This window comes from Clostridium sp. B9, assembly GCF_050509515.1.
In the GTDB taxonomy this organism is placed as follows: domain Bacteria; phylum Bacillota; class Clostridia; order Clostridiales; family Clostridiaceae; genus Sarcina.
Map to the genome: position 1 here is coordinate 940,113 of NZ_JBNWKA010000003.1, position 18,373 is coordinate 958,485.

The 18,373-nt window shown below is 28.9% G+C and carries 16 protein-coding genes, 1 pseudogene and 1 other annotated feature; of the genes and pseudogenes, 11 read left to right on the forward strand and 6 right to left on the reverse strand.

Annotation, left to right across the window (positions count from 1 at the left end; translation table 11 throughout):
- Positions 1 to 15: 15 nt before the first annotated feature.
- Positions 16 to 996: a DMT family transporter gene (locus tag ACQZHJ_RS04195; RefSeq protein WP_430484288.1), complete on the forward strand. Its 981-nt coding sequence runs from the start codon at positions 16 to 18 to the stop codon at positions 994 to 996.
- Positions 997 to 1,134: 138 nt separating this feature from the next.
- Positions 1,135 to 1,818 carry an NTP transferase domain-containing protein gene (locus tag ACQZHJ_RS04200; protein ID WP_430484289.1) on the forward strand — a complete coding sequence of 228 codons (684 nt, stop codon included), beginning with the start codon at positions 1,135 to 1,137 and terminating at the stop codon, positions 1,816 to 1,818.
- A gap of 62 nt (positions 1,819 to 1,880) precedes the next feature.
- On the opposite strand, the gene ACQZHJ_RS04205 is transcribed toward ACQZHJ_RS04200, so the two are convergent.
- From ACQZHJ_RS04205 to brnQ, 3 genes are all read right to left on the reverse strand, one after another.
- Positions 1,881 to 3,368: a cell wall-binding protein gene (locus tag ACQZHJ_RS04205; RefSeq protein WP_430484290.1), complete on the reverse strand. Its 1,488-nt coding sequence runs from the start codon at positions 3,366 to 3,368 to the stop codon at positions 1,881 to 1,883.
- A gap of 105 nt (positions 3,369 to 3,473) precedes the next feature.
- Positions 3,474 to 4,484 carry an LCP family protein gene (locus ACQZHJ_RS04210; protein WP_430484291.1) on the reverse strand — a complete coding sequence of 337 codons (1,011 nt, stop codon included), beginning with the start codon at positions 4,482 to 4,484 and terminating at the stop codon, positions 3,474 to 3,476.
- Between the two features lie 287 nt (positions 4,485 to 4,771).
- Positions 4,772 to 6,046: a branched-chain amino acid transport system II carrier protein gene (gene brnQ, locus ACQZHJ_RS04215; RefSeq protein ID WP_430484292.1), complete on the reverse strand. Its 1,275-nt coding sequence runs from the start codon at positions 6,044 to 6,046 to the stop codon at positions 4,772 to 4,774.
- A gap of 349 nt (positions 6,047 to 6,395) precedes the next feature.
- Positions 6,396 to 6,618: a binding site (T-box leader), on the forward strand.
- A gap of 208 nt (positions 6,619 to 6,826) precedes the next feature.
- Between brnQ and trpS the strand changes: the two genes are divergently transcribed.
- The 9 genes and pseudogenes from trpS (at position 6,827) to ACQZHJ_RS04260 (ending at position 15,722) form a co-directional block, all read left to right on the forward strand.
- Positions 6,827 to 7,825 (forward strand): tryptophan--tRNA ligase, encoded by a 999-nt coding sequence (trpS, locus tag ACQZHJ_RS04220; RefSeq protein WP_430486863.1) that lies wholly within the window; start codon positions 6,827 to 6,829, stop codon positions 7,823 to 7,825.
- A gap of 464 nt (positions 7,826 to 8,289) precedes the next feature.
- Positions 8,290 to 9,402: an anaerobic sulfatase maturase gene (locus ACQZHJ_RS04225; protein ID WP_430484293.1), complete on the forward strand. Its 1,113-nt coding sequence runs from the start codon at positions 8,290 to 8,292 to the stop codon at positions 9,400 to 9,402.
- A gap of 393 nt (positions 9,403 to 9,795) precedes the next feature.
- Complete coding sequence (locus ACQZHJ_RS04230) at positions 9,796 to 10,623, forward strand: phosphate ABC transporter substrate-binding protein (RefSeq protein WP_430484294.1); 828 nt, start codon at positions 9,796 to 9,798, stop codon at positions 10,621 to 10,623.
- A gap of 226 nt (positions 10,624 to 10,849) precedes the next feature.
- A pseudogene (locus ACQZHJ_RS04235) lies at positions 10,850 to 11,669 on the forward strand (phosphate ABC transporter substrate-binding protein).
- 84 nt (positions 11,670 to 11,753) lie between these two features.
- Positions 11,754 to 12,641, forward strand: coding sequence for a phosphate ABC transporter permease subunit PstC (pstC, locus tag ACQZHJ_RS04240; protein WP_430484295.1), 888 nt, complete (start codon positions 11,754 to 11,756; stop codon positions 12,639 to 12,641).
- A 2-nt stretch (positions 12,642 to 12,643) separates the two neighbouring features.
- Complete coding sequence (gene pstA, locus ACQZHJ_RS04245) at positions 12,644 to 13,465, forward strand: phosphate ABC transporter permease PstA (protein WP_430484296.1); 822 nt, start codon at positions 12,644 to 12,646, stop codon at positions 13,463 to 13,465.
- 17 nt (positions 13,466 to 13,482) lie between these two features.
- A complete protein-coding gene (gene pstB / locus ACQZHJ_RS04250; RefSeq protein ID WP_430484297.1) occupies positions 13,483 to 14,244 on the forward strand; it encodes a phosphate ABC transporter ATP-binding protein PstB in 762 nt (253 codons plus the stop codon).
- 25 nt (positions 14,245 to 14,269) lie between these two features.
- Positions 14,270 to 14,923, forward strand: a complete 654-nt coding sequence (phoU, locus tag ACQZHJ_RS04255) for a phosphate signaling complex protein PhoU (RefSeq protein ID WP_430484298.1) — start codon at positions 14,270 to 14,272, stop codon at positions 14,921 to 14,923.
- A 103-nt stretch (positions 14,924 to 15,026) separates the two neighbouring features.
- Complete coding sequence (locus ACQZHJ_RS04260) at positions 15,027 to 15,722, forward strand: response regulator transcription factor (protein ID WP_430484299.1); 696 nt, start codon at positions 15,027 to 15,029, stop codon at positions 15,720 to 15,722.
- Positions 15,723 to 16,159: 437 nt separating this feature from the next.
- Here the strand turns inward: ACQZHJ_RS04260 and ACQZHJ_RS04265 are convergent, their stop codons facing one another.
- From ACQZHJ_RS04265 to ACQZHJ_RS04275, 3 genes are all read right to left on the reverse strand, one after another.
- On the reverse strand, positions 16,160 to 16,783 hold the full coding sequence (locus ACQZHJ_RS04265) for a DUF3793 family protein (protein WP_430484300.1): 624 nt from the start codon (positions 16,781 to 16,783) through the stop codon (positions 16,160 to 16,162).
- A 39-nt stretch (positions 16,784 to 16,822) separates the two neighbouring features.
- Positions 16,823 to 17,239, reverse strand: a complete 417-nt coding sequence (locus tag ACQZHJ_RS04270; protein WP_430484301.1) for a flavodoxin — start codon at positions 17,237 to 17,239, stop codon at positions 16,823 to 16,825.
- A 449-nt stretch (positions 17,240 to 17,688) separates the two neighbouring features.
- Positions 17,689 to 18,153, reverse strand: a complete 465-nt coding sequence (locus ACQZHJ_RS04275) for a DUF3284 domain-containing protein (protein WP_430484302.1) — start codon at positions 18,151 to 18,153, stop codon at positions 17,689 to 17,691.
- Positions 18,154 to 18,373 lie beyond the last annotated feature (220 nt).

Below are 18,373 nucleotides of genomic sequence, written 5' to 3' on the forward strand. Positions count from 1 at the left end.
AAGGAGAAAAATAATATGTTTAATAAGAATTATAAAGGTTATAGCAGTGGGATTATTTCTGCTATAGCTTGGGGGCTAGATACCGTTTTAGTTGGTGTTATTTTGGCAATGGCACCATTTATAGATAATGAAGTTGCTATAATGTTAGCACCATTTGTTAGTACATTCCTACATGATTTATTCTCAAGTATATGGATGTTTGCATATATGATTTTTACAAAACAAGTTGGAAAACTATTAAAGGCATTAAAAACAACTAGTACAAAGTATGTAGTATTAGGTGCTATAATGGGTGGACCAGTAGGTATGACAGGATACTTACTTTCTGTAAAATATATAGGACCTTCATATGCAGCAACAATTTCATCAATATATCCAGCAGTAGGGGCAGTACTTGCAGCTATATTTTTAAAAGAGAAGATTAGTAAAAAAGGATATGTTGGATTATTAGTAAGTATATTAGGGATAGCATTATTAGGAATGAATAGTGCTGGCGGAGAAACAAGTGTAATAGGATTCTTATTTGCAGGACTAAGTGTAATAGGCTGGGGATCTGAGTGTGTAATTTGTTCATATGGAATGAAAGATGATGATATTACACCGAAGCAAGCATTACAAGTTCGTCAATTTGTGTCAGCAGTATGTTCTGGGGTAATAATAATACCAATATTAAAAGCTTATCCTTTAGTGTTTGAAGCATTCAAAGGAAATGTATTATGGGTTATAATAGTAACTGCATTAATGGGGACAATTTCTTATGTATGTTATTACACTGCGATTCATAAGTTAGGACCAACAAGAGCTATGGGACTAAATATAACATACGTTGTCTGGGCTATGGTGTTTGATAGATTATTGCTTGGACGTGAAATAACCATTAAAATGATTATTTGTGCATTGATGGTTATGATAGGTTCATTTGTAGTAGCAACTCAACCGGCACATGAAGAAGAATTAACTAATGTTGAAAATGCCGTGGAAGAAATAGAAGCTTAAGTTTATTTGAAATAGAGACTATATTTTTGATATTATAAATATGGTTATTAAGATATGGAAAATATGGATAGAACATGATAACCATGTTGTTCTATCTATATTTATAATTATATTATTGGATTAGAGGAGTTAATTAATATGAGAGCAATATTATTAGCAGCAGGAATGGGAACTAGATTAAGACCATTAACACTTGGGACACCCAAATCGCTTATAGAAGTTAATGGAAAACCACTTTTAGAAAGACAAGTTGAATATTTAAAAGAAAAAGGGGTAGAAGAGATAATAGTAGTTACCGGTTATCTTGCAGAGAAGTTTGATTACTTAAAGGAAAAGTATGGAGTTAAATTAGTACATAATGATAAATACGATGTTTACAATAATATATATACTATGTATTTAGTAAGAAAATATTTAGAAGATACATATGTTGTTGATGCTGATGTTTATATTGCAGAAAACTTCTTATTAGAAAATCCTGAAACATCAATGTATTTCTCAGCAAACAAAAAAGGATTTAAAGGGGAGTGGAAACTTCATTTTGATGAAAACTTAAAGGTAACTGACATAGAAGTTGGGGATGATGAAGGATATATACTTTGTGGGGTATCATACTGGTCTAAAAAAGATACTGATATAATAGTAAAAGAACTCGAAACTATGGTTGAACAGGGAGATTTTGATAACTTATATTGGGATGATATCGTTAAAAATAACATACCTAGGCTAGATATACGTGTTCAAAAAATATCAGAAGATAGTATATATGAAATTGATAATTTAGATGAATTAAACTATGTTAAATCAATAGTAGAAAAATAATAATTAAACAAGCCATTCAGTTTTATTAAATCGAATGGCTTGTCCTTTATATAAACTACAAATTAATTTGGTAAGTAATAGAAATGAGTAGCTTTTTTAGTATCATAAACTGGGTCGTCACCAGTTATTTTCCTTTTATGAAGTACTTCTCCAAAATATTTTTTTTGATTATCAACTATATAAGCATAATCAGAATCATACCAGTGCATAAATGTAAACGCATGAGCGTAACCTGAGAACACTATATCACCTGGTTTTAGTTTAGTTAAATTAGTTGATTTTTTCCAACCTCTAGATAAAAGTTCTCTTTCAAGTTGGTAAGTGTTAGCTGTATATAAAGGTATATTTACTCCAGATCTTCTAAGGGCCTCTGAAGTAAAATAAACACAGTTGTTAGTAGTAATTCCATCATGAAGCTCTATAGAAGTAAGATGTACATCTTCTCTATTATTTTTATTTGACATATAATTGAATAATTTATATTGTGTATAAGAATGAGACATTGATGTTGATGGAGTTAAGACTATACCATTAGAATTTATATATGTTGAATTATCCCATTTGTCTTTTAACATTTCTCCATTAGAATTAAATCTATATTTATTTCCATCTATTAATTTAGTAGTATTTTTTATCATAACACCGTTACTTTCAAAATAGTACCAATTTTTATTTGATGATAACCATCCTTTTTTTATAGCACCATCATTATCTAAATAGTATTTGTTATTATCATAATCAAGCCAGCCTGTATAAACTGTTCCGTCAGCTTTTAAATAATAATCAGTCCAACCATCATTTATCCAACCGGTCTTCATTGTTCCATCTGAACCAAAGAAATAATAGTTGTTATTATATTTAACCCAACCTTTTCTCATTTGACCAGTATCATCCATGAAGTATTTGTTTAATCCATCATCAAGCCAACCTTTATAGATTGTCCCATCAGCTTTTAAATAATAATCAGTCCAACCATCATTTATCCAACCAGTCTTCATTGTTCCATCTGAACCAAAGAAATAATAGTTGTTATTATATTTAACCCAACCTTTTCTCATTTGACCAGTATCATCCATGAAGTATTTGTTTAATCCATCATCAAGCCAGCCTTTATAGATTGTTCCATCAGATTTCAAATAATAATCAGTCCAACCATCATTTATCCAACCAGTCTTCATTGTTCCATCTAAACCAAAGAAATAGTATTCATCATTATATTTAATCCAACCGGTTCGCATATTACCATTAATAGTATCAAAGAAATATTTGTATCCGTTTATTTCTTGAAGTCCTGTTTTCATTTCACTATTATTTAAATCAAAATAATACCAATATCCGTTTAGATTTAGCCATCCTTTGTGATAAGTGTTATTAGAATCTAAATAATACCACTTGGAACCTTTTTGTATCCAACCAATACTATTATTATTTAATGAATTTTCAACAGTAATATTTGGGTTAGAGTTATGTATTTCTTTGGCATAAATAAGTTTAGATGAAGCAAATATTAAAAAAGCAGATAATATTAAAGATAATTTTTTTTTGTTCATAATAACCTCCTTGTTGTTGACACAATTAATAATATACCATAAGAGGTAAAAAAAAGAAAATAAGAAAAGATAAACCATATACAAGTTTGATTTATCTTTTCTTATTTATTTTATATCTTCAAAGATATAATCATGCAATTGCTTAACAGTAGTTTCTTTATCAAATGTTAAGTAATAAACTCCATTAATCATTTCACCTTTAGAATAGTTATCCTTAGGGAATCTCTCTTGTTCTAATCCAGAACCTCCTAATGAAGCTACAGTTGTTGCTAGACTAAGCATCTCGCTAGACGAAAGATTTGTTGTAACCATAGGCATTAGATCACCTAGAATTGATGGATATTTTGTTGGAGATAATTGAGTAAACTTTTCAAATAGTTTGTTTAACACAATTCTTTGTCTTTGGGTTCTTTCTCCATCTCCACCAGCAGTATATCTTATTCTACAATATGCTAATGCTTGTGTACCATTTACATGATGAACTCCAGGTGTATTTATATTTGCTGCACTAGTACCATTTAAAGAATTTAATTCATTTATATAGTTATTTATATATTGTATTTCATCGGATCTAATATCTAAATCAATTCCTCCTACAGAATCAATTATTTTAGGTAATGATGAAAAATCAACAGTAGCAAAATCTTTAATATTTAAATCAAAGTTTTCATTCAAAGTTTTTAAAGCTAATTCATGTCCACCAAATGCATAGGCATGATTTATTTTATCCATCTTATGACCTGGAATATTAACATAAGAATCCCTCATTATTGATGTAAGTTTTAATTTTTTGTGTTTTTCATCGATGGTTGCAATCATTATAGCATCAGAACGACCCGTTTTACCATCCACTGCATCAATTCCAAATAGTGCTATGTTAGTAATACCATCGTATTGAGATAGCTTGTCATCAATTTCTTTATCAATTCCAAGATTATTTTCATTTACTTCTACTTTATTTACTTTACCAAGCATTGATAAACCATAGGCAGCACCACCACCTATTAAACCTATTATCAAAAGTCCTATAACAGAAAGTGTAATTGCAACTTTACGTTTTGTGCTAGATTTTTTTTGTTTCCCTTTTCTTTTTGCATTTCTCGTCAATTTTAGCATCCTCCCTTTTTAATTTCACAAAATAATTGTAGCATTCTATTATATAAGTTGTAAAGTTATGGATAAAATATACAAAATATACAGTTAAAATAAAATTAAATTTATATAAAAATATATAAGCTAAGTTCTAATTGTAAATTCGTATTAAGATTTTATTTTATTTCGCCTAGAAATTATCATCAACTTAAAATTTAAATTTTATTCATTTGAAACAAATGTTAGATTATAGTACAAGTTAAATAATAAAAAAGTGTATCATCTAAGATGATACACTTTGATTTCTTTTATTAAGCAGTAGCTGTACTTCTGCTAGGTAAAATAGTTGGTACTAAGAAACCTAAGAATGCAGGTAATAACCATCCAAATCCTTTAGCGTATAGTGGTAATAATGAAACTAAGCTTTCTAATCCAGGGATATAATTAGCTAATGTTATTAATACACTGAATACTAATGTTACATAAACAGTAACTTTATGAGTCATTGGGTTAGTTATTTTTTTGTGGAATAGGTTTAATAATATTAAAACTATTGTTACAGGGTAAATTACACCTAGTAAAGTAGCAGATAAAGATATTATCTTATCTAATCCCATACTAGCTACTAATATACTTGTTACAGTCATTACAAGTATATTGAATTGATATTTTAACTTTCCATTAGAAACTCTCTCAAAGAAACTACCACCAGCTGATAATAGACCAATTGAAGTAGTTAGGCAAGCTAATGCCATTGATACACCTATTAAAATAGCTCCGGCATGTCCTAAAATGTTCTCAGCAACAAAAAGTAATAATTGAGAGTTATTTAAATCTAAAGCTTGATTTCCAGTATGAGCTCCTAGGAATATTAATCCACCATAAATTATAGCTAATCCACCTATTGCGATAACAGCAGCTTTTACAAGAAGTTTTATACTTGCTTTTCCTTTGTAACCTTTTGATTTTATTGAACCTAAGATTATTGAAGAGAAAATTATAGCCGCTATAGCATCCATTGTTTGATATCCTTCTAATAATGATACTGATAAAGCGTCAGGAGTATATGAATTTGTTAAACTATCAATTGGATTCATAATTCCTTTAGCAATTAAGAAGAATAATATAGCTATTAATATTGGAGTTAAGAATTTACCTAAAACATCTATTACTTTAGATGGTTTTAATACAAATATTAAGTTTACTAAGAAATAAACAACTATTACAGCAAAGTAATTTACGTTAGGGAAGTTAGGCGCAAATGCTAACTCATATGTAGTAGCTGCTGTTCTTGGTATAGCTAATAATGGTCCTATTAGTATAAACAATGCTACTGAATATATTAATGAAAATTTCTTTCCAACTTTATCACCGAATAATTCAAATTGTCCGTTAACTCTTATTGAAGATAGTATTCCAAGTAGTGGAACTCCAACTCCTGTTACAATGAAACCTATGATTCCTAAATAGTAATCTGGTCCTAAGTTTCTTCCTAAGAAAGGAGGGAAAATAAGATTACCAGCTCCTAAAAACATTGAAAACAATGCAAAGCCGATTACTAAAAAGTCTGATCTTTTGTTATTCATAATACACCTCATCTTTCTGCAATAATCAAATTTAATAGTTATTTGATTTTCAACAAATTATTATATCTTACTTTATTATTTTTCATGTAATTTTAAATTTTATTAATAAAAGTTATATTACTATATTAACATAATGTCAAATAAAATCAAGAAAAAACTTTTATAAACAAAATAATTGTAGGATAAAATTAATATTTTAATAAAAAAAAGGTTGTTTAATTGATTAAATGGAAATCAAAGAAGGGTAAAATGAAATGTGACTGTCAAATAAATTTTTTATTGGGGTGATTTCAATCAAGGTTCTTGACTAAAATTTAAAAAGTGATAAAATAACATTAAAGTTAATAAAAAAATACCTGTGAAAAGAATTAGTAGGCTTAAAAACAAATTTACAGAGAGCTATATATTGGTGAGAATATAGTAGTTATGATTAAGTTGAATGGATCTTGGAGGTGTTTAGAGGAATATTAGTATTCTAAATCGTAAATCTTACGTTACAAGATAGAGATACAGATAAGTTAATATAAATTATCTGTAACATTAGGTGGTACCGCGATATATTCGTCCTATAGGCATTTTAGCTTATAGGGCTTTTTTATTTTATAAACTATTTGTAGTTATTTGTAATAATAACTTAATTAAGTTAATCATATGAATTAAATTATTTATAAATATAATCTTTAATTAAAATTAAAAATTAATTTGAAATATTAAATAAGAAAATAAGGGAGGTGAATCTGTTATTTCATTATAATAAATATAGTGAATGACAGAATAATAATGGAAGATAAGAAAAAAGTTATTTTCAGTGGAATAAAGCCATCAGGTGACTTAACATTAGGAAATTACCTAGGAGCTATAAAAAACTGGACTAAATTACAAGATGAGTATGATTGTTTCTTCTGTGTAGTTGATTTACATGCAATAACAGTAAAGCAATTACCAGCTGATTTAAGAAGAAGAACATTAGAAGTTTTAGCTATATACATAGCATCAGGCATAGATCCAGAGAAAAATACTTTATTTATACAATCACATGTACCAGCTCATTCAGAAGCTTCATGGCTTTTAACTTGTAACTCATATATGGGTGAGTTAAGCAGAATGACTCAATACAAAGATAAATCAAAGAAAATGGGAGATTCAATAGGTGCAGGATTATTTAATTATCCAGTTCTTATGGCTGCTGATATATTATTATACAACTCAAATCTTGTTCCAGTTGGAAAAGACCAAATGCAACATTTAGAGCTAGCTAGAGATATAGCAACTAGATTTAACAATACTTATAGCCCAACATTCACTATTCCAGAAGGATACGTTCCAAAAGAGGGAGCAAAAATAATGGACTTACAGGATCCAAGCAAGAAGATGTCAAAATCAGATGCTAATCCTAATGGTTTCATATTAATAATGGATGAACCAAATGTTATAAGAAAGAAAATTTCAAGAGCAGTAACAGATAGTATAGGTGTTGTGAATTACACAGATGAGCAACCAGGAGTTAAAAACTTAATAAACATCCTTTGTGCAATAAAAGGATATACTCCAGAGCAAGTTGTAGAAATGTTTGATGGAAAAGGATATGCTGAATTCAAGCAAACTGTTGGAGATGCAATAGTTGAAGAATTAGCTCCAGTTCAAGAGAAGGTTAAAGCTTTATTAGGAGATAAAAAATCCTTAGAAGCAATCTATAAGAGTGGTGCTGAAAAAGCAAACTATGCTGCAATGAAGACTTTAAGAAAAATGCAAAAGAAAATAGGATTAATCCCAAGATAGGAATCAAGAACTCTATTAAATAAAATTCGCTAGATATAGCTCAGTAATTATTGAATTTCGTGAAGAATTTCTATTTATTCTTACATAAATATAACTAAGGCTTCGAAACTCCCTTTGGTCAAACAGTCTCAGCCTTTTAACGTTATATTTATTCCAAAATAAATGAAATTCTACTCACTCATTCAAATATTACTTCGCATATATCTAGCGAATTTTTTATATAGTCTTCTTATTTATGAGTTAGGTAGAAAAGTAAATTATAACTAATTATTAAAAGTTTTTTATTGATATATGTGATAAACTTTATTAAAAGGAATATATAGTTTATTACTTTTAATTATGAAGTTTTGTTTTAAGGTAGTATTAATTTTAGATAGAACTGTAAGTAAGTCTGAGGGGCTAGATAAATTTAATACGCAATTAAAATATAGATTAATAGGAAAGAGTTAAAAGGGGGAATTGGGATGCCACCATTAAGTTTACTTATTAAACCTGCTTCTAGTGGGTGTAATTTAAAGTGTACTTATTGCTTTTATCATTCTTTAAGTGAGAGTAGAGAAGTTAGAAGCTATGGAGTTATGAGAGAAGACGTTTTAGAGAATATGGTTAAGAGAGTTTTAAGCGAAGCTGATGGACATTGTAGTTTTGCTTTTCAAGGTGGAGAACCTACTTTAGCTGGATTAGAATTTTTTGAAAAATTAATTGAGTTCCAAAAGAAATATAATAAAAAGAATTTAGATATTTATAATAGTATGCAGACAAATGGGACTTTGATAGATGAAAAATGGGCAAAGTTTTTAGGGAAAAATAACTTTCTTGTTGGGTTATCTATGGATGGGCCCAAAGATATACATAATTTAAATAGAAAAGACTATAAAGGAATGGACACTTTTAATAAAGTAGAAAAGACTGCAGAATTATTTAAAAAGTATGCTGTTGACTTTAATATACTCTGTGTTGTTACATCTAATACGGCAAAGCATGTGAAGAAAGTTTATAAATATTTTAAGGAAAAAGATTTTAAGTTTCTTCAATTTATAAATTGTTTAGATCCATTATATGAAGAATGGGGAAGTTATAAATATTCATTAACACCTAAAGATTATAGTAAGTTTTTAAAAGAACTATTTGATGAATGGTACAAAGATTTCATGAATGGAAATAAAATAAGTATAAGATTCTTTGATAGTTTATTGGAAACCATGCTATTTGGGAAATCATCATCTTGTGGAATGAATGGTACATGCACTTGTCAATTTGTAGTTGAAAGTGATGGCGGAGTATATCCATGTGACTTCTATGTTTTAGATAAATGGAAGCTTGGAAACATACAAGATATGACTATGAAAGATCTTTTTGAAACAAAAATTAATCATGAATTTATAAAATCATCATTTAAAATAGATGAAGAATGTAAAAAATGCAGATGGTTCACACTTTGTAAAGGTGGCTGTAGAAGATGCAGAGATTCAAAGGAAAACTCAGAACTAGACTTAAACTACTATTGCCAAAGCTACAAAGAATTCTTTGAATATGCCTTACCAAGACTAATTAATGTAGCTAATACTATAAAATAAATAATTAAGCTAGTTTTAGCACTTAATTTATAAAAGTTATGAATAGTATGAAGAGAATATCTGAATGAGCTTTAGAATTTAAGTAATTATGTAGTGGGATTTACGTTAAGAAGCTGAGACTGTTTGACCGAAGGGAGTTTCGAAGCTTTAGTAAATCACATGGAGTAATTGCTATAAATTCTTGGTGAAATTCAGTAATTCTCGGAATATATTCATAACTTTTATTTTAAGTGCTAATAGACATACAAAAGGTTAAAATGGATTCTTGTTCTATTTTAGCCTTTTGTTTTTCCTTTAACATGGACTTAACCTTAGCATAATTTCTTTTTAACATTGAGAAGATATTATTAGAGTGTACTCAATATTAACTGAGATTTTGGAGGTAATATTAAAATGTTTAAAAAGAGATTAATAGCAATCATTGGAACTATATTCATTGGAGCTACAGCAATGGTAGGTTGCACATCAGAAGGCGGTACAACAGGAAAAAATATAGTAAGTGTTTCAGGATCAACTTCTGTAGGTCCAGTAATGGAAATGGAAGCAGAAGCTTTTAAAACTAAAATGCCAGATGTTTCAGTAGAAATAAACCAAATAGGTTCATCAGCAGGAATTAAAAATGCAATGGATGGAGTATCAGAGCTTGGGATGGCTTCACGTGACCTTAAAGAGCAAGAAAAACAAGCAGGATTAAAAGAAGTAGAAATAGCTTATGATGGAATAGCTTTAATAGTAAATAAAAATAATCCAGTTAAAGACTTAACTGCAGCACAAATAAAAGATATATATACAGGAAAGATAACAAATTGGAAAGATCTTGGTGGAAAAGATGCACCAGTAGTTGTTGTTTCAAGAGAAGATGGTTCAGGAACAAGAGATGCTTTCCAAGAGATAATAGGTTTTAAACCAGAAGAGTTAACAGTAGATTCTCAAATTTCAGATGGTTCAGGTAATATAAAATCATTAGTAGAAGGAAATGAAAATGCCATAGGATATATTTCGTTTAGTTATGTAGATAATAGTGTTGGTGCTTTAAAAGTTGATGGAGTAGAACCAACAGCTGAAAATGTTCAAAATAAATCATACAAAGTTTCAAGACCTTTCTTATTAGTATATAAAGAAGATGTTATAACTAAAACAGGTCAAGATTTTATAGATTTCATATTAAGTGAAGAGGGGCAAGATATAGTTGCTAAAGATCATTTAATAAAAGTAAAATAGTCGCTTATATATTTAATATACATTTATCCTAATGATAAGTTGTGAAATTTATCATTAGGATTTTTTAGTTTTTTTTACATAGATTTAACATAGAACTAATATTAACTTAACTTTAGAACTTTATTATTAATCTTGTAAGCGAGATGAAAATAATAAGAAGTACATATAAAGTACTCGAATTTAGAATTTAAAATGTATATTAAATAGATATAAGCGGAGGAAACAGATGAGAAGGAGAAGATTAATAGGTGCTATAGCAAGTATACTAGCTATAGGGGTTTTAATGACAGGATGTGGACAATCAGGTAGAGAAAATATAATAAAAATATCAGGATCAACTTCAGTACGGACCAGTAATAGAGGCTGAAGCACATGCTTTTAAAGATGAAATGCCAGAAGTAACAGTAGAAGTTAATCAGTTAGGTTCATCAGCAGGAATTAAGGATGCAATAAATGGTACAGCTGAGATAGGGCTTTCATCAAGAGATTTAAAAGAAAGAGAAATAGAAATGGGCATTAAAGAGATGCCAGTTGCCTTTGATGGAATGGCTATAGTACTTAGTAATGAAAATCCAGTAAAGAATCTTACTATGGAACAAATAAAGGATATATATACAGGAAAGATAACAAACTGGAAAGAGGTTGGAGGAGAAGATACCCCAATAGTAGTTGTTTCAAGAGAAGATGGTTCAGGAACAAGAGATGCCTTCCAAGAAATAGTTGGGTTTGATTCAGAAGGATTGAGTAAAGAAGCTCAAATATCAGATGGATCAGGAAGTATAAAAACAATGGTAGCTGGAAATAAAAATGCCATAGGATATATATCATTTAGTTATGTAGATGATTCTATACATGCTGCAAGTATTGATGGGGTAGAACCAATAGCGGAGAATGTACAAAATGATACTTACAAGCTAGCAAGACCTTTTCTATTAGTTTATAAAGAAGAAAATTTAAGTGAAAACTCAAAGAAATTTATAGATTTTATGATGACTAAAGAGGGACAAGAAATAGTAGTAGAAGAAGGATTAATAAGTGTAGGATAAGCTTATTAAATTAAAAAAGAATTAATTTGAAAAAAATGAGAAAGATATATTTATTGAAAAGATTAATTTAAGGCGGAGGTAAATATGGAAGCTAAAAGTCAAAACAATAAAAATAAATACTTTTTAGAGAGCTTAACAGAGAAAATATTTTTAGTAAGTGCCTCAGTAGCAGTAATAAGTTTACTTTTAATAATAGGATTTGTTTTCTACAAAGGATTAAGACCATTTATAGTTGAAGGCTATTCATTCTTTGATTTTATATTTGGAACTGAATGGATACCAAGTGCAAATAAATATGGAATACTACCAATGATAGTTGCCTCATTAGGAGCTACATTTGGTTCATTAGTAATAGGAGTACCAATAGGAATATTAACGGCGATATTCATAGCAGAAATAGCTCCTAAAAAGTTAGCAAAGATTATGTCAGGAGCAGTAGAGCTTTTAGCGGGAATACCTTCAGTATTGTTTGGTGTATTTGGATTAGCAGTAATAGTTCCTACTATACAAGATTTATTTAACTTACCAAAAGGACAAAGTTTATTAGCTGTAATAATAGTTTTAGCTATAATGATGTTACCAACAGTAATAACAGTATCAGAGACAGCTATAAGAGCAGTACCAGCAGCCTATAAAGAGGGGTCTTTAGCTTTAGGAGCATCAAAGACTGAGACTATATTCAAGGTGGTTATACCAGCTGCTAAGTCAGGAATAATGACAGGGGTAGTATTAGGTATAGGAAGAGCTATAGGAGAAACAATGGCAGTTATATTAGTAGCAGGAAATACACCAGTTATTCCAGATTCAATAATGGATAGTGTAAGACCTTTAACAACTAATATTGCCTTAGAAATGGGATATGCTTTTGGAACTCACCAAGAGATGTTATTTGCGACAGGGGTAGTATTATTTACATTCATATTAATACTTAACCTAGTGCTTAGTAAACTTTCTAACAAAGGTGGTAAATAAATATGAGAAAAGTTAAAGATAATATTTTAAATATACTAGTTTGGTTATCAGCAGCTTTTACAATAGGAGTTCTTCTAATAATAATAGGATTTATATTTGTAAAAGGAATAGGGAAAATAAATTTAGAATTTTTAATAAGTGATTATTCTTCAAAAGGTGGCGGAATATTACCTATGATAGTAACAACATTATGGACAGTTGTACTTTCATTAGCAGTAGCTACACCAATAGGAGTATTGGCTGCGGTTTACTTACAAGAGTATGCTAAGCAAGGGAAAATGGTTAGCTTTATAAGATTTGCTACGGAGAGCTTAGCAGGAATTCCATCAATTGTATATGGATTATTTGGAGGAATATTCTTCGTAGTAGCTTTAAAAATGGGATATTCAATATTAGCAGGATCATTAACAGTATCAATCATAATTTTACCTGTAATAATAAGAACGACAGAAGAGGCTTTAAAAACAGTGCCTCATTCATATAGAGAAGCATCATTAGGACTAGGGGCTACAAAGTTCCAAACATTATATAAGGTAATATTACCAAGTGCAATGCCTGGAATACTTTCGGGAATAATATTATCAATAGGACGTATAATCGGAGAGTCAGCTGCTATATTACTTACAGCTGGTACAGTTGCACAAATGCCAACAGGAATTTTCTCAAGTGCTAGAACACTAACAGTTCAAGCATACCTAGTAACAAAGGAAAAGGGAGATATAGAAACAGCGGCTGCAGTTGGAATAGTGCTTATAGTTATAATATTAGCATTAAATATTTCAGCTAAGTTAATAGCTAAAAAGTTTAACAAGGCAAACTATTAATTTAAGGTGGTATTAAGATGAGTGAAAAAAACACAAAAATTCAAGTAAGAGATTTAGATTTATTTTATGCTAGCAATAATGCATTAAAGAAGATTAACATAGATATAAAAGAAAATGAAGTAACAGCTTTAATAGGACCTTCAGGATGTGGTAAATCAACATTCTTAAGAACATTAAATAGAATGAATGACTTAATTCCTATAGTAAGAATAGAGGGAGAAATAAAGATTGATGGCAATGACATATATAAGGACGATGATGTTATAGCACTGCGTACAAAGGTGGGAATGGTATTCCAAAAACCAAATCTTTTCCCAATGAGCATATATGATAATGTAGCTTATGGTCCAAGAATTCATGGAATAAAAGATAAAAAGACTTTAGATAAAATAGTAGAAGAAAGTTTAAGAGATGCAGCTATATGGGATGAAGTTAAGAATAGACTTAAATCATCAGCTTTAGGACTTTCAGGAGGACAACAACAAAGAATTTGTATAGCTAGAGCAATTGCTATGAATCCAGAAATAATACTTATGGATGAGCCAACATCAGCTTTAGATCCGATATCAACTTTAAAAGTAGAAGAGCTTATAAGAAAGCTTGAAGATAAATATACTATAGTAATAGTAACTCACAACATGCAACAGGCAGCTCGTATATCAGATAAAACAGCCTTCTTCTTAAATGGAGAATTAGTTGAGTTTGGAGAGACGAATACTATATTTACAAATCCTAGAGATAAGAGAACAGAAGACTATATAACAGGAAGATTCGGCTAAAATAAAAAAGTAGAGGGTGACGAAAATGAGTATAGATGATTTAAGAAGAAGTATAAAAGACTTAAAAATAGAAACTAAGAGCATGATTGAATTATGTGAAGTTGTTATAGAGAAGTCTGTTGATTCTATAATTAATAAAGACCTAGAATTAGCTAGAGAAGTTATAAAAATGGATGATGAAATAGACAATTTAAGAAATAAAATAATAGAGAAGACTATTGAACTAACAGCACTTAAGCAACCTATGGCCAAAGATTTAAGATATGTTTATGCACTATCAACAATAGCTACTGAATTAGAGAGAATTGGAGATTATTCAGTAAATATAGCCATGGAAACAATAAAAATAGATAATGAAGATCATATAACTGGAATGGTTGGAATTCCTAAGATGAAATCAGTTTGTTTAAACATGATAAGATCAGCTAAAAATGCATTAGATAGTAGTGAAACTAAATTAGCTTATGATGCGGCTTTAGAGGATGACATAGTAGATGATTTATATAATGATGTTTATGTAAATATATTAGGAGCTATGCATAAAGATTCAAGTAACATAAACCAAGGAGTTAAGTTAATATTTGTTGCAAGATACCTAGAGAGAATAGGGGATCATATAACAAATGTTTGTGAAAATATAGTTTATGCTATAAAAGGTGATATGACTGAATTGGGGTAATTAATACAAAAGATATATCATAGCATGGTATATCTTTTTTTGTTAGCAATATTGTGATAAGCTATAAAATAGGGTAGTGTTTTAGGTAAAGGAGGGACATACTATGTCAAATAAGAAAGTCCTAATAGTAGATGATGAAGAGCATATTAGAGAACTTATAAAATTTAACCTAAAGAAAGAGGGCTATGAAACAGAAGTTGCTGTAAATGGAAGAGAAGCTTTAGAAAAAATAAAAGGTAATAAATTTGATTTAATACTTTTAGATTTGATGTTACCTGAAATTGATGGATTAGAGGTATGCAAGGAAATAAGAAGAAGTGAAGAAACTGCAGACATACCTGTAATGATGATTACAGCAAAAGGAGAAGAGTTTGATAAAGTTCTAGGATTAGAGCTTGGAGCTGATGATTATATAACAAAACCTTTCTCAATTAGAGAATTAATGGCAAGAATAAAAGCTTTATTAAGAAGAAGCAATGTAAAGAAAGAAGAGAATATAATAAAGTTTGGAGATGTAACAGTAAACTTCCAAACAAGAGAAGTAACAAAAGATTCTAAAAATGTCGAGCTAACATTAAAAGAATTTGAACTCTTAAAGCTTCTTATAAAAAATAAAGGAAACATATTAACTAGAGAACTTCTATTAGATAAAATATGGGGTTATGAGTACATAGGGGAAACAAGAACAGTTGATGTTCATATAAGACATCTACGTAAAAAGGTTGAAAGTGATGACAAAAATCCACAATATATTCAAACAATAAGAGGCGTAGGATATAAGTTCACAAGTAATGATTAAATAACAAAAGCTTTTAGATTCTTTAATAGTAAAGAGTTTAAGGCTTTTTAATTTTATGTGTTATTTAAGTTAATGTTGAGTTTTAGCTAGTCCTTCAGACTTAACTTAATTTCGTAAAGTATTGCAATTATCTGCTACAGAATAATTGCTAAAGCTTTTAAACTCGCTACGCTCAAACAGAAAAAGCTTCTTAACGCTATTTTTCTTACGCATACAATGCGATACTAACTGCTTATTAAGATAGTCTTACAGTTCTATCTAAAAATCAACATTATTTTAAAATAGCCACTTATTTTTAAATATATAGGTATATATAAATATGAAGTACTATTAGAAGTAATATCGCTATAAACTTATTTTAAAATATATAGGTAGATTAAGATAATAAAAACCACTCAGATAATGGCAGTAATCTGAGTGGTTTTGGCAATGAGAGTTTAAATATTAAATTTATATACATTATTTGTTAAGTTATAAACTTCTTTTAAATCTTTTCCTATAAGCAAATGATTCATTATAATTTCCTTTGAACTATCATATAATTCAAATATCTTTTGGGCTTTATGTTCTTCTTCGTAAACTTTCCAGTATCCACAAAGTAAGCATTTACTCTCAGAACATTCCATAAAACATTTTACATCCTTAACAGGTATTCCTAAAAATATTCCAAGTTCATGTGGACAATGAAAAGTCGAATATCTATTAACTAGATGTTTTAAAATATCATCTAATGTCATTTCTAAATTATAGCCGAGTTTTTCAAGAAACTCCATTGAGTTTCTATTATATATTGTATTCATTAAGTTTATCTCATCGTAGATAAGAATAACTTTGGCATTACTTGTTTCTCTAAGTAGAACATGCTTTAATTGAAGGTCTTTTAATAAATCGTCACCATACATGTTCCAAAGCTTAAATAAGTTGTGACCTTGTTTTGAAAGAGTAATAGTGGAAGAGGGCTTAATCCCTGTTATTACCGGAGAAATTAAATATGATATAAAAGTTCTCATGTATTTTTCGTTGTTAAGAGATTCTAAGAGATTAAGAAAATTATTATTCATTTTACCACTTCCACCTTTCTTTCAATCAAGTTAATTTAATTAAAGTGCTTTACCAGCATTTTTACATTTATCTATATCTTCTCCTTCAGGAGTATTATTAACTATTAAAGTATCAACTACATTTGCTCCGTAGTCTTCCATTCTATCTTTCCAAGTATCCATCCACTCACCAGTTCCCCAGTCATATGAACCAAATAATAGAATAGGTTTTCCTGAAACTAACCCTGAAATTTCTTCAACAAATGGATCCATTTCTCCTTCTTCTATTACTTCACATCCCATAGCTGGTGAACCTAAAGCTAATATGTCGCATTCTTTAACATCTGAAGTAGAAGCCTCTGAAACATTTATAGTTCTTACTTCTAATCCGTTTTCTTTTGCACCATCTGCGATTAAGTTAGCCATAGTTTCTGTATTACCTGTTCCTGACCAATAAATAATATTTAGTTTTTTCATATCTATCACCTCATAAATTTTTTATATATTATAAAATTGTTTTTAATTATTAATGAAAATCAGTTTCAATTGATTTATGTTATTATAATACAATATGATTTATATGTTGTCAATACTAAATGATAATAATTTTCAATAAGGCTCACTTCCATTAAGAAAAGGTACTAAGAGTGGTGAAGAAATGTAAGGAATCTATTTAAACAAATACTGATTTAAATTATTTATAGAATTTCTTTGGATTTATAGAGTAGAGAAAATGATATGGAATAAGGAAAAGGGACTGTATAAAAACAACTTTCTAATAAAACTAAAAACAGTATGAATAGAATAGTCATGAATTCTCAGTGAAATCCAGTGAGTATAGAAATATGTTTTTAGTTTTTATTATTAAGGTTTTATACAATCCCTATATAAAATTTATTTTATATTAGAGTTATTGAAATTATATCTTAATCAGTTTTTTTAGCACTACGTTCCATATTTTCTTTTCTTCTTTGAAGTTCCCCATTTAATCCTTGAACAAAATATTGGAATCTCATTCTTATACTTTTTTTGTAAAGGAATTTGTGCATTATATTATTTAATATACCAAATAGATCTGCAACAGTTTGTTCTTCAATTAATGTAAGTTTACAACTATTATCATCAATTTTTTCAAGTTTATATGTTGATTTATATTCAGCAGTATCAGTAACTGTATTTATTTCATAAATTTCATTTTCTTTAAAGTCAGTTACAGTTATAGTAGCTTCTGCTTTTTTCTTAGAGTAGTTGCCGATTTCTCTTTTAACAGTAGTTCCTATTGGATTTTTTATATCAAATTTAGGAAAATCTCTTTTAGCAGTTTTAACAAATATTGCGAAGACATCCTCTATAGGGTATTCGATTACAGTTTTGTTTACAAATTCAAGCATGTTTACCTCCTAATAATCTACGTTTATGTTATATAATTATGTACTGAATTTTTGAATAAGTCTACTTGTTATAATTATAAATCAAAAATACAATTTTAAGTATATAAATTTATTAAAATATTAAACTTGTATATTAATTTAGCATATTTAAGTATTATTATAGTTCTACTTAACATAGTAATAATAAAACGAGAATGTATATTATGTTTGGAGGTGCTAA

What these genes read in the sequence shown, in the direction of transcription:
- ACQZHJ_RS04205 (WP_430484290.1), bottom strand. Translation starts at nt 3,368, where the DNA reads ATGAACAAAAAAAAATTATCTTTAATATTATCTGCTTTTTTAATATTT.
- ACQZHJ_RS04265 (WP_430484300.1), bottom strand. Translation starts at nt 16,783, where the DNA reads ATGAATAATAATTTTCTTAATCTCTTAGAATCTCTTAACAACGAAAAA.
- ACQZHJ_RS04260 (WP_430484299.1), top strand. Translation starts at nt 15,027, where the DNA reads ATGTCAAATAAGAAAGTCCTAATAGTAGATGATGAAGAGCATATTAGA.
- pstB (WP_430484297.1), top strand. Translation starts at nt 13,483, where the DNA reads ATGAGTGAAAAAAACACAAAAATTCAAGTAAGAGATTTAGATTTATTT.
- pstC (WP_430484295.1), top strand. Translation starts at nt 11,754, where the DNA reads ATGGAAGCTAAAAGTCAAAACAATAAAAATAAATACTTTTTAGAGAGC.
- ACQZHJ_RS04230 (WP_430484294.1), top strand. Translation starts at nt 9,796, where the DNA reads ATGTTTAAAAAGAGATTAATAGCAATCATTGGAACTATATTCATTGGA.
- ACQZHJ_RS04225 (WP_430484293.1), top strand. Translation starts at nt 8,290, where the DNA reads ATGCCACCATTAAGTTTACTTATTAAACCTGCTTCTAGTGGGTGTAAT.
- ACQZHJ_RS04200 (WP_430484289.1), top strand. Translation starts at nt 1,135, where the DNA reads ATGAGAGCAATATTATTAGCAGCAGGAATGGGAACTAGATTAAGACCA.
- trpS (WP_430486863.1), top strand. Translation starts at nt 6,827, where the DNA reads ATGGAAGATAAGAAAAAAGTTATTTTCAGTGGAATAAAGCCATCAGGT.
- ACQZHJ_RS04195 (WP_430484288.1), top strand. Translation starts at nt 16, where the DNA reads ATGTTTAATAAGAATTATAAAGGTTATAGCAGTGGGATTATTTCTGCT.
- ACQZHJ_RS04270 (WP_430484301.1), bottom strand. Translation starts at nt 17,239, where the DNA reads ATGAAAAAACTAAATATTATTTATTGGTCAGGAACAGGTAATACAGAA.
- phoU (WP_430484298.1), top strand. Translation starts at nt 14,270, where the DNA reads ATGAGTATAGATGATTTAAGAAGAAGTATAAAAGACTTAAAAATAGAA.
- pstA (WP_430484296.1), top strand. Translation starts at nt 12,644, where the DNA reads ATGAGAAAAGTTAAAGATAATATTTTAAATATACTAGTTTGGTTATCA.
- ACQZHJ_RS04210 (WP_430484291.1), bottom strand. Translation starts at nt 4,484, where the DNA reads ATGCTAAAATTGACGAGAAATGCAAAAAGAAAAGGGAAACAAAAAAAA.
- brnQ (WP_430484292.1), bottom strand. Translation starts at nt 6,046, where the DNA reads ATGAATAACAAAAGATCAGACTTTTTAGTAATCGGCTTTGCATTGTTT.
- ACQZHJ_RS04275 (WP_430484302.1), bottom strand. Translation starts at nt 18,153, where the DNA reads ATGCTTGAATTTGTAAACAAAACTGTAATCGAATACCCTATAGAGGAT.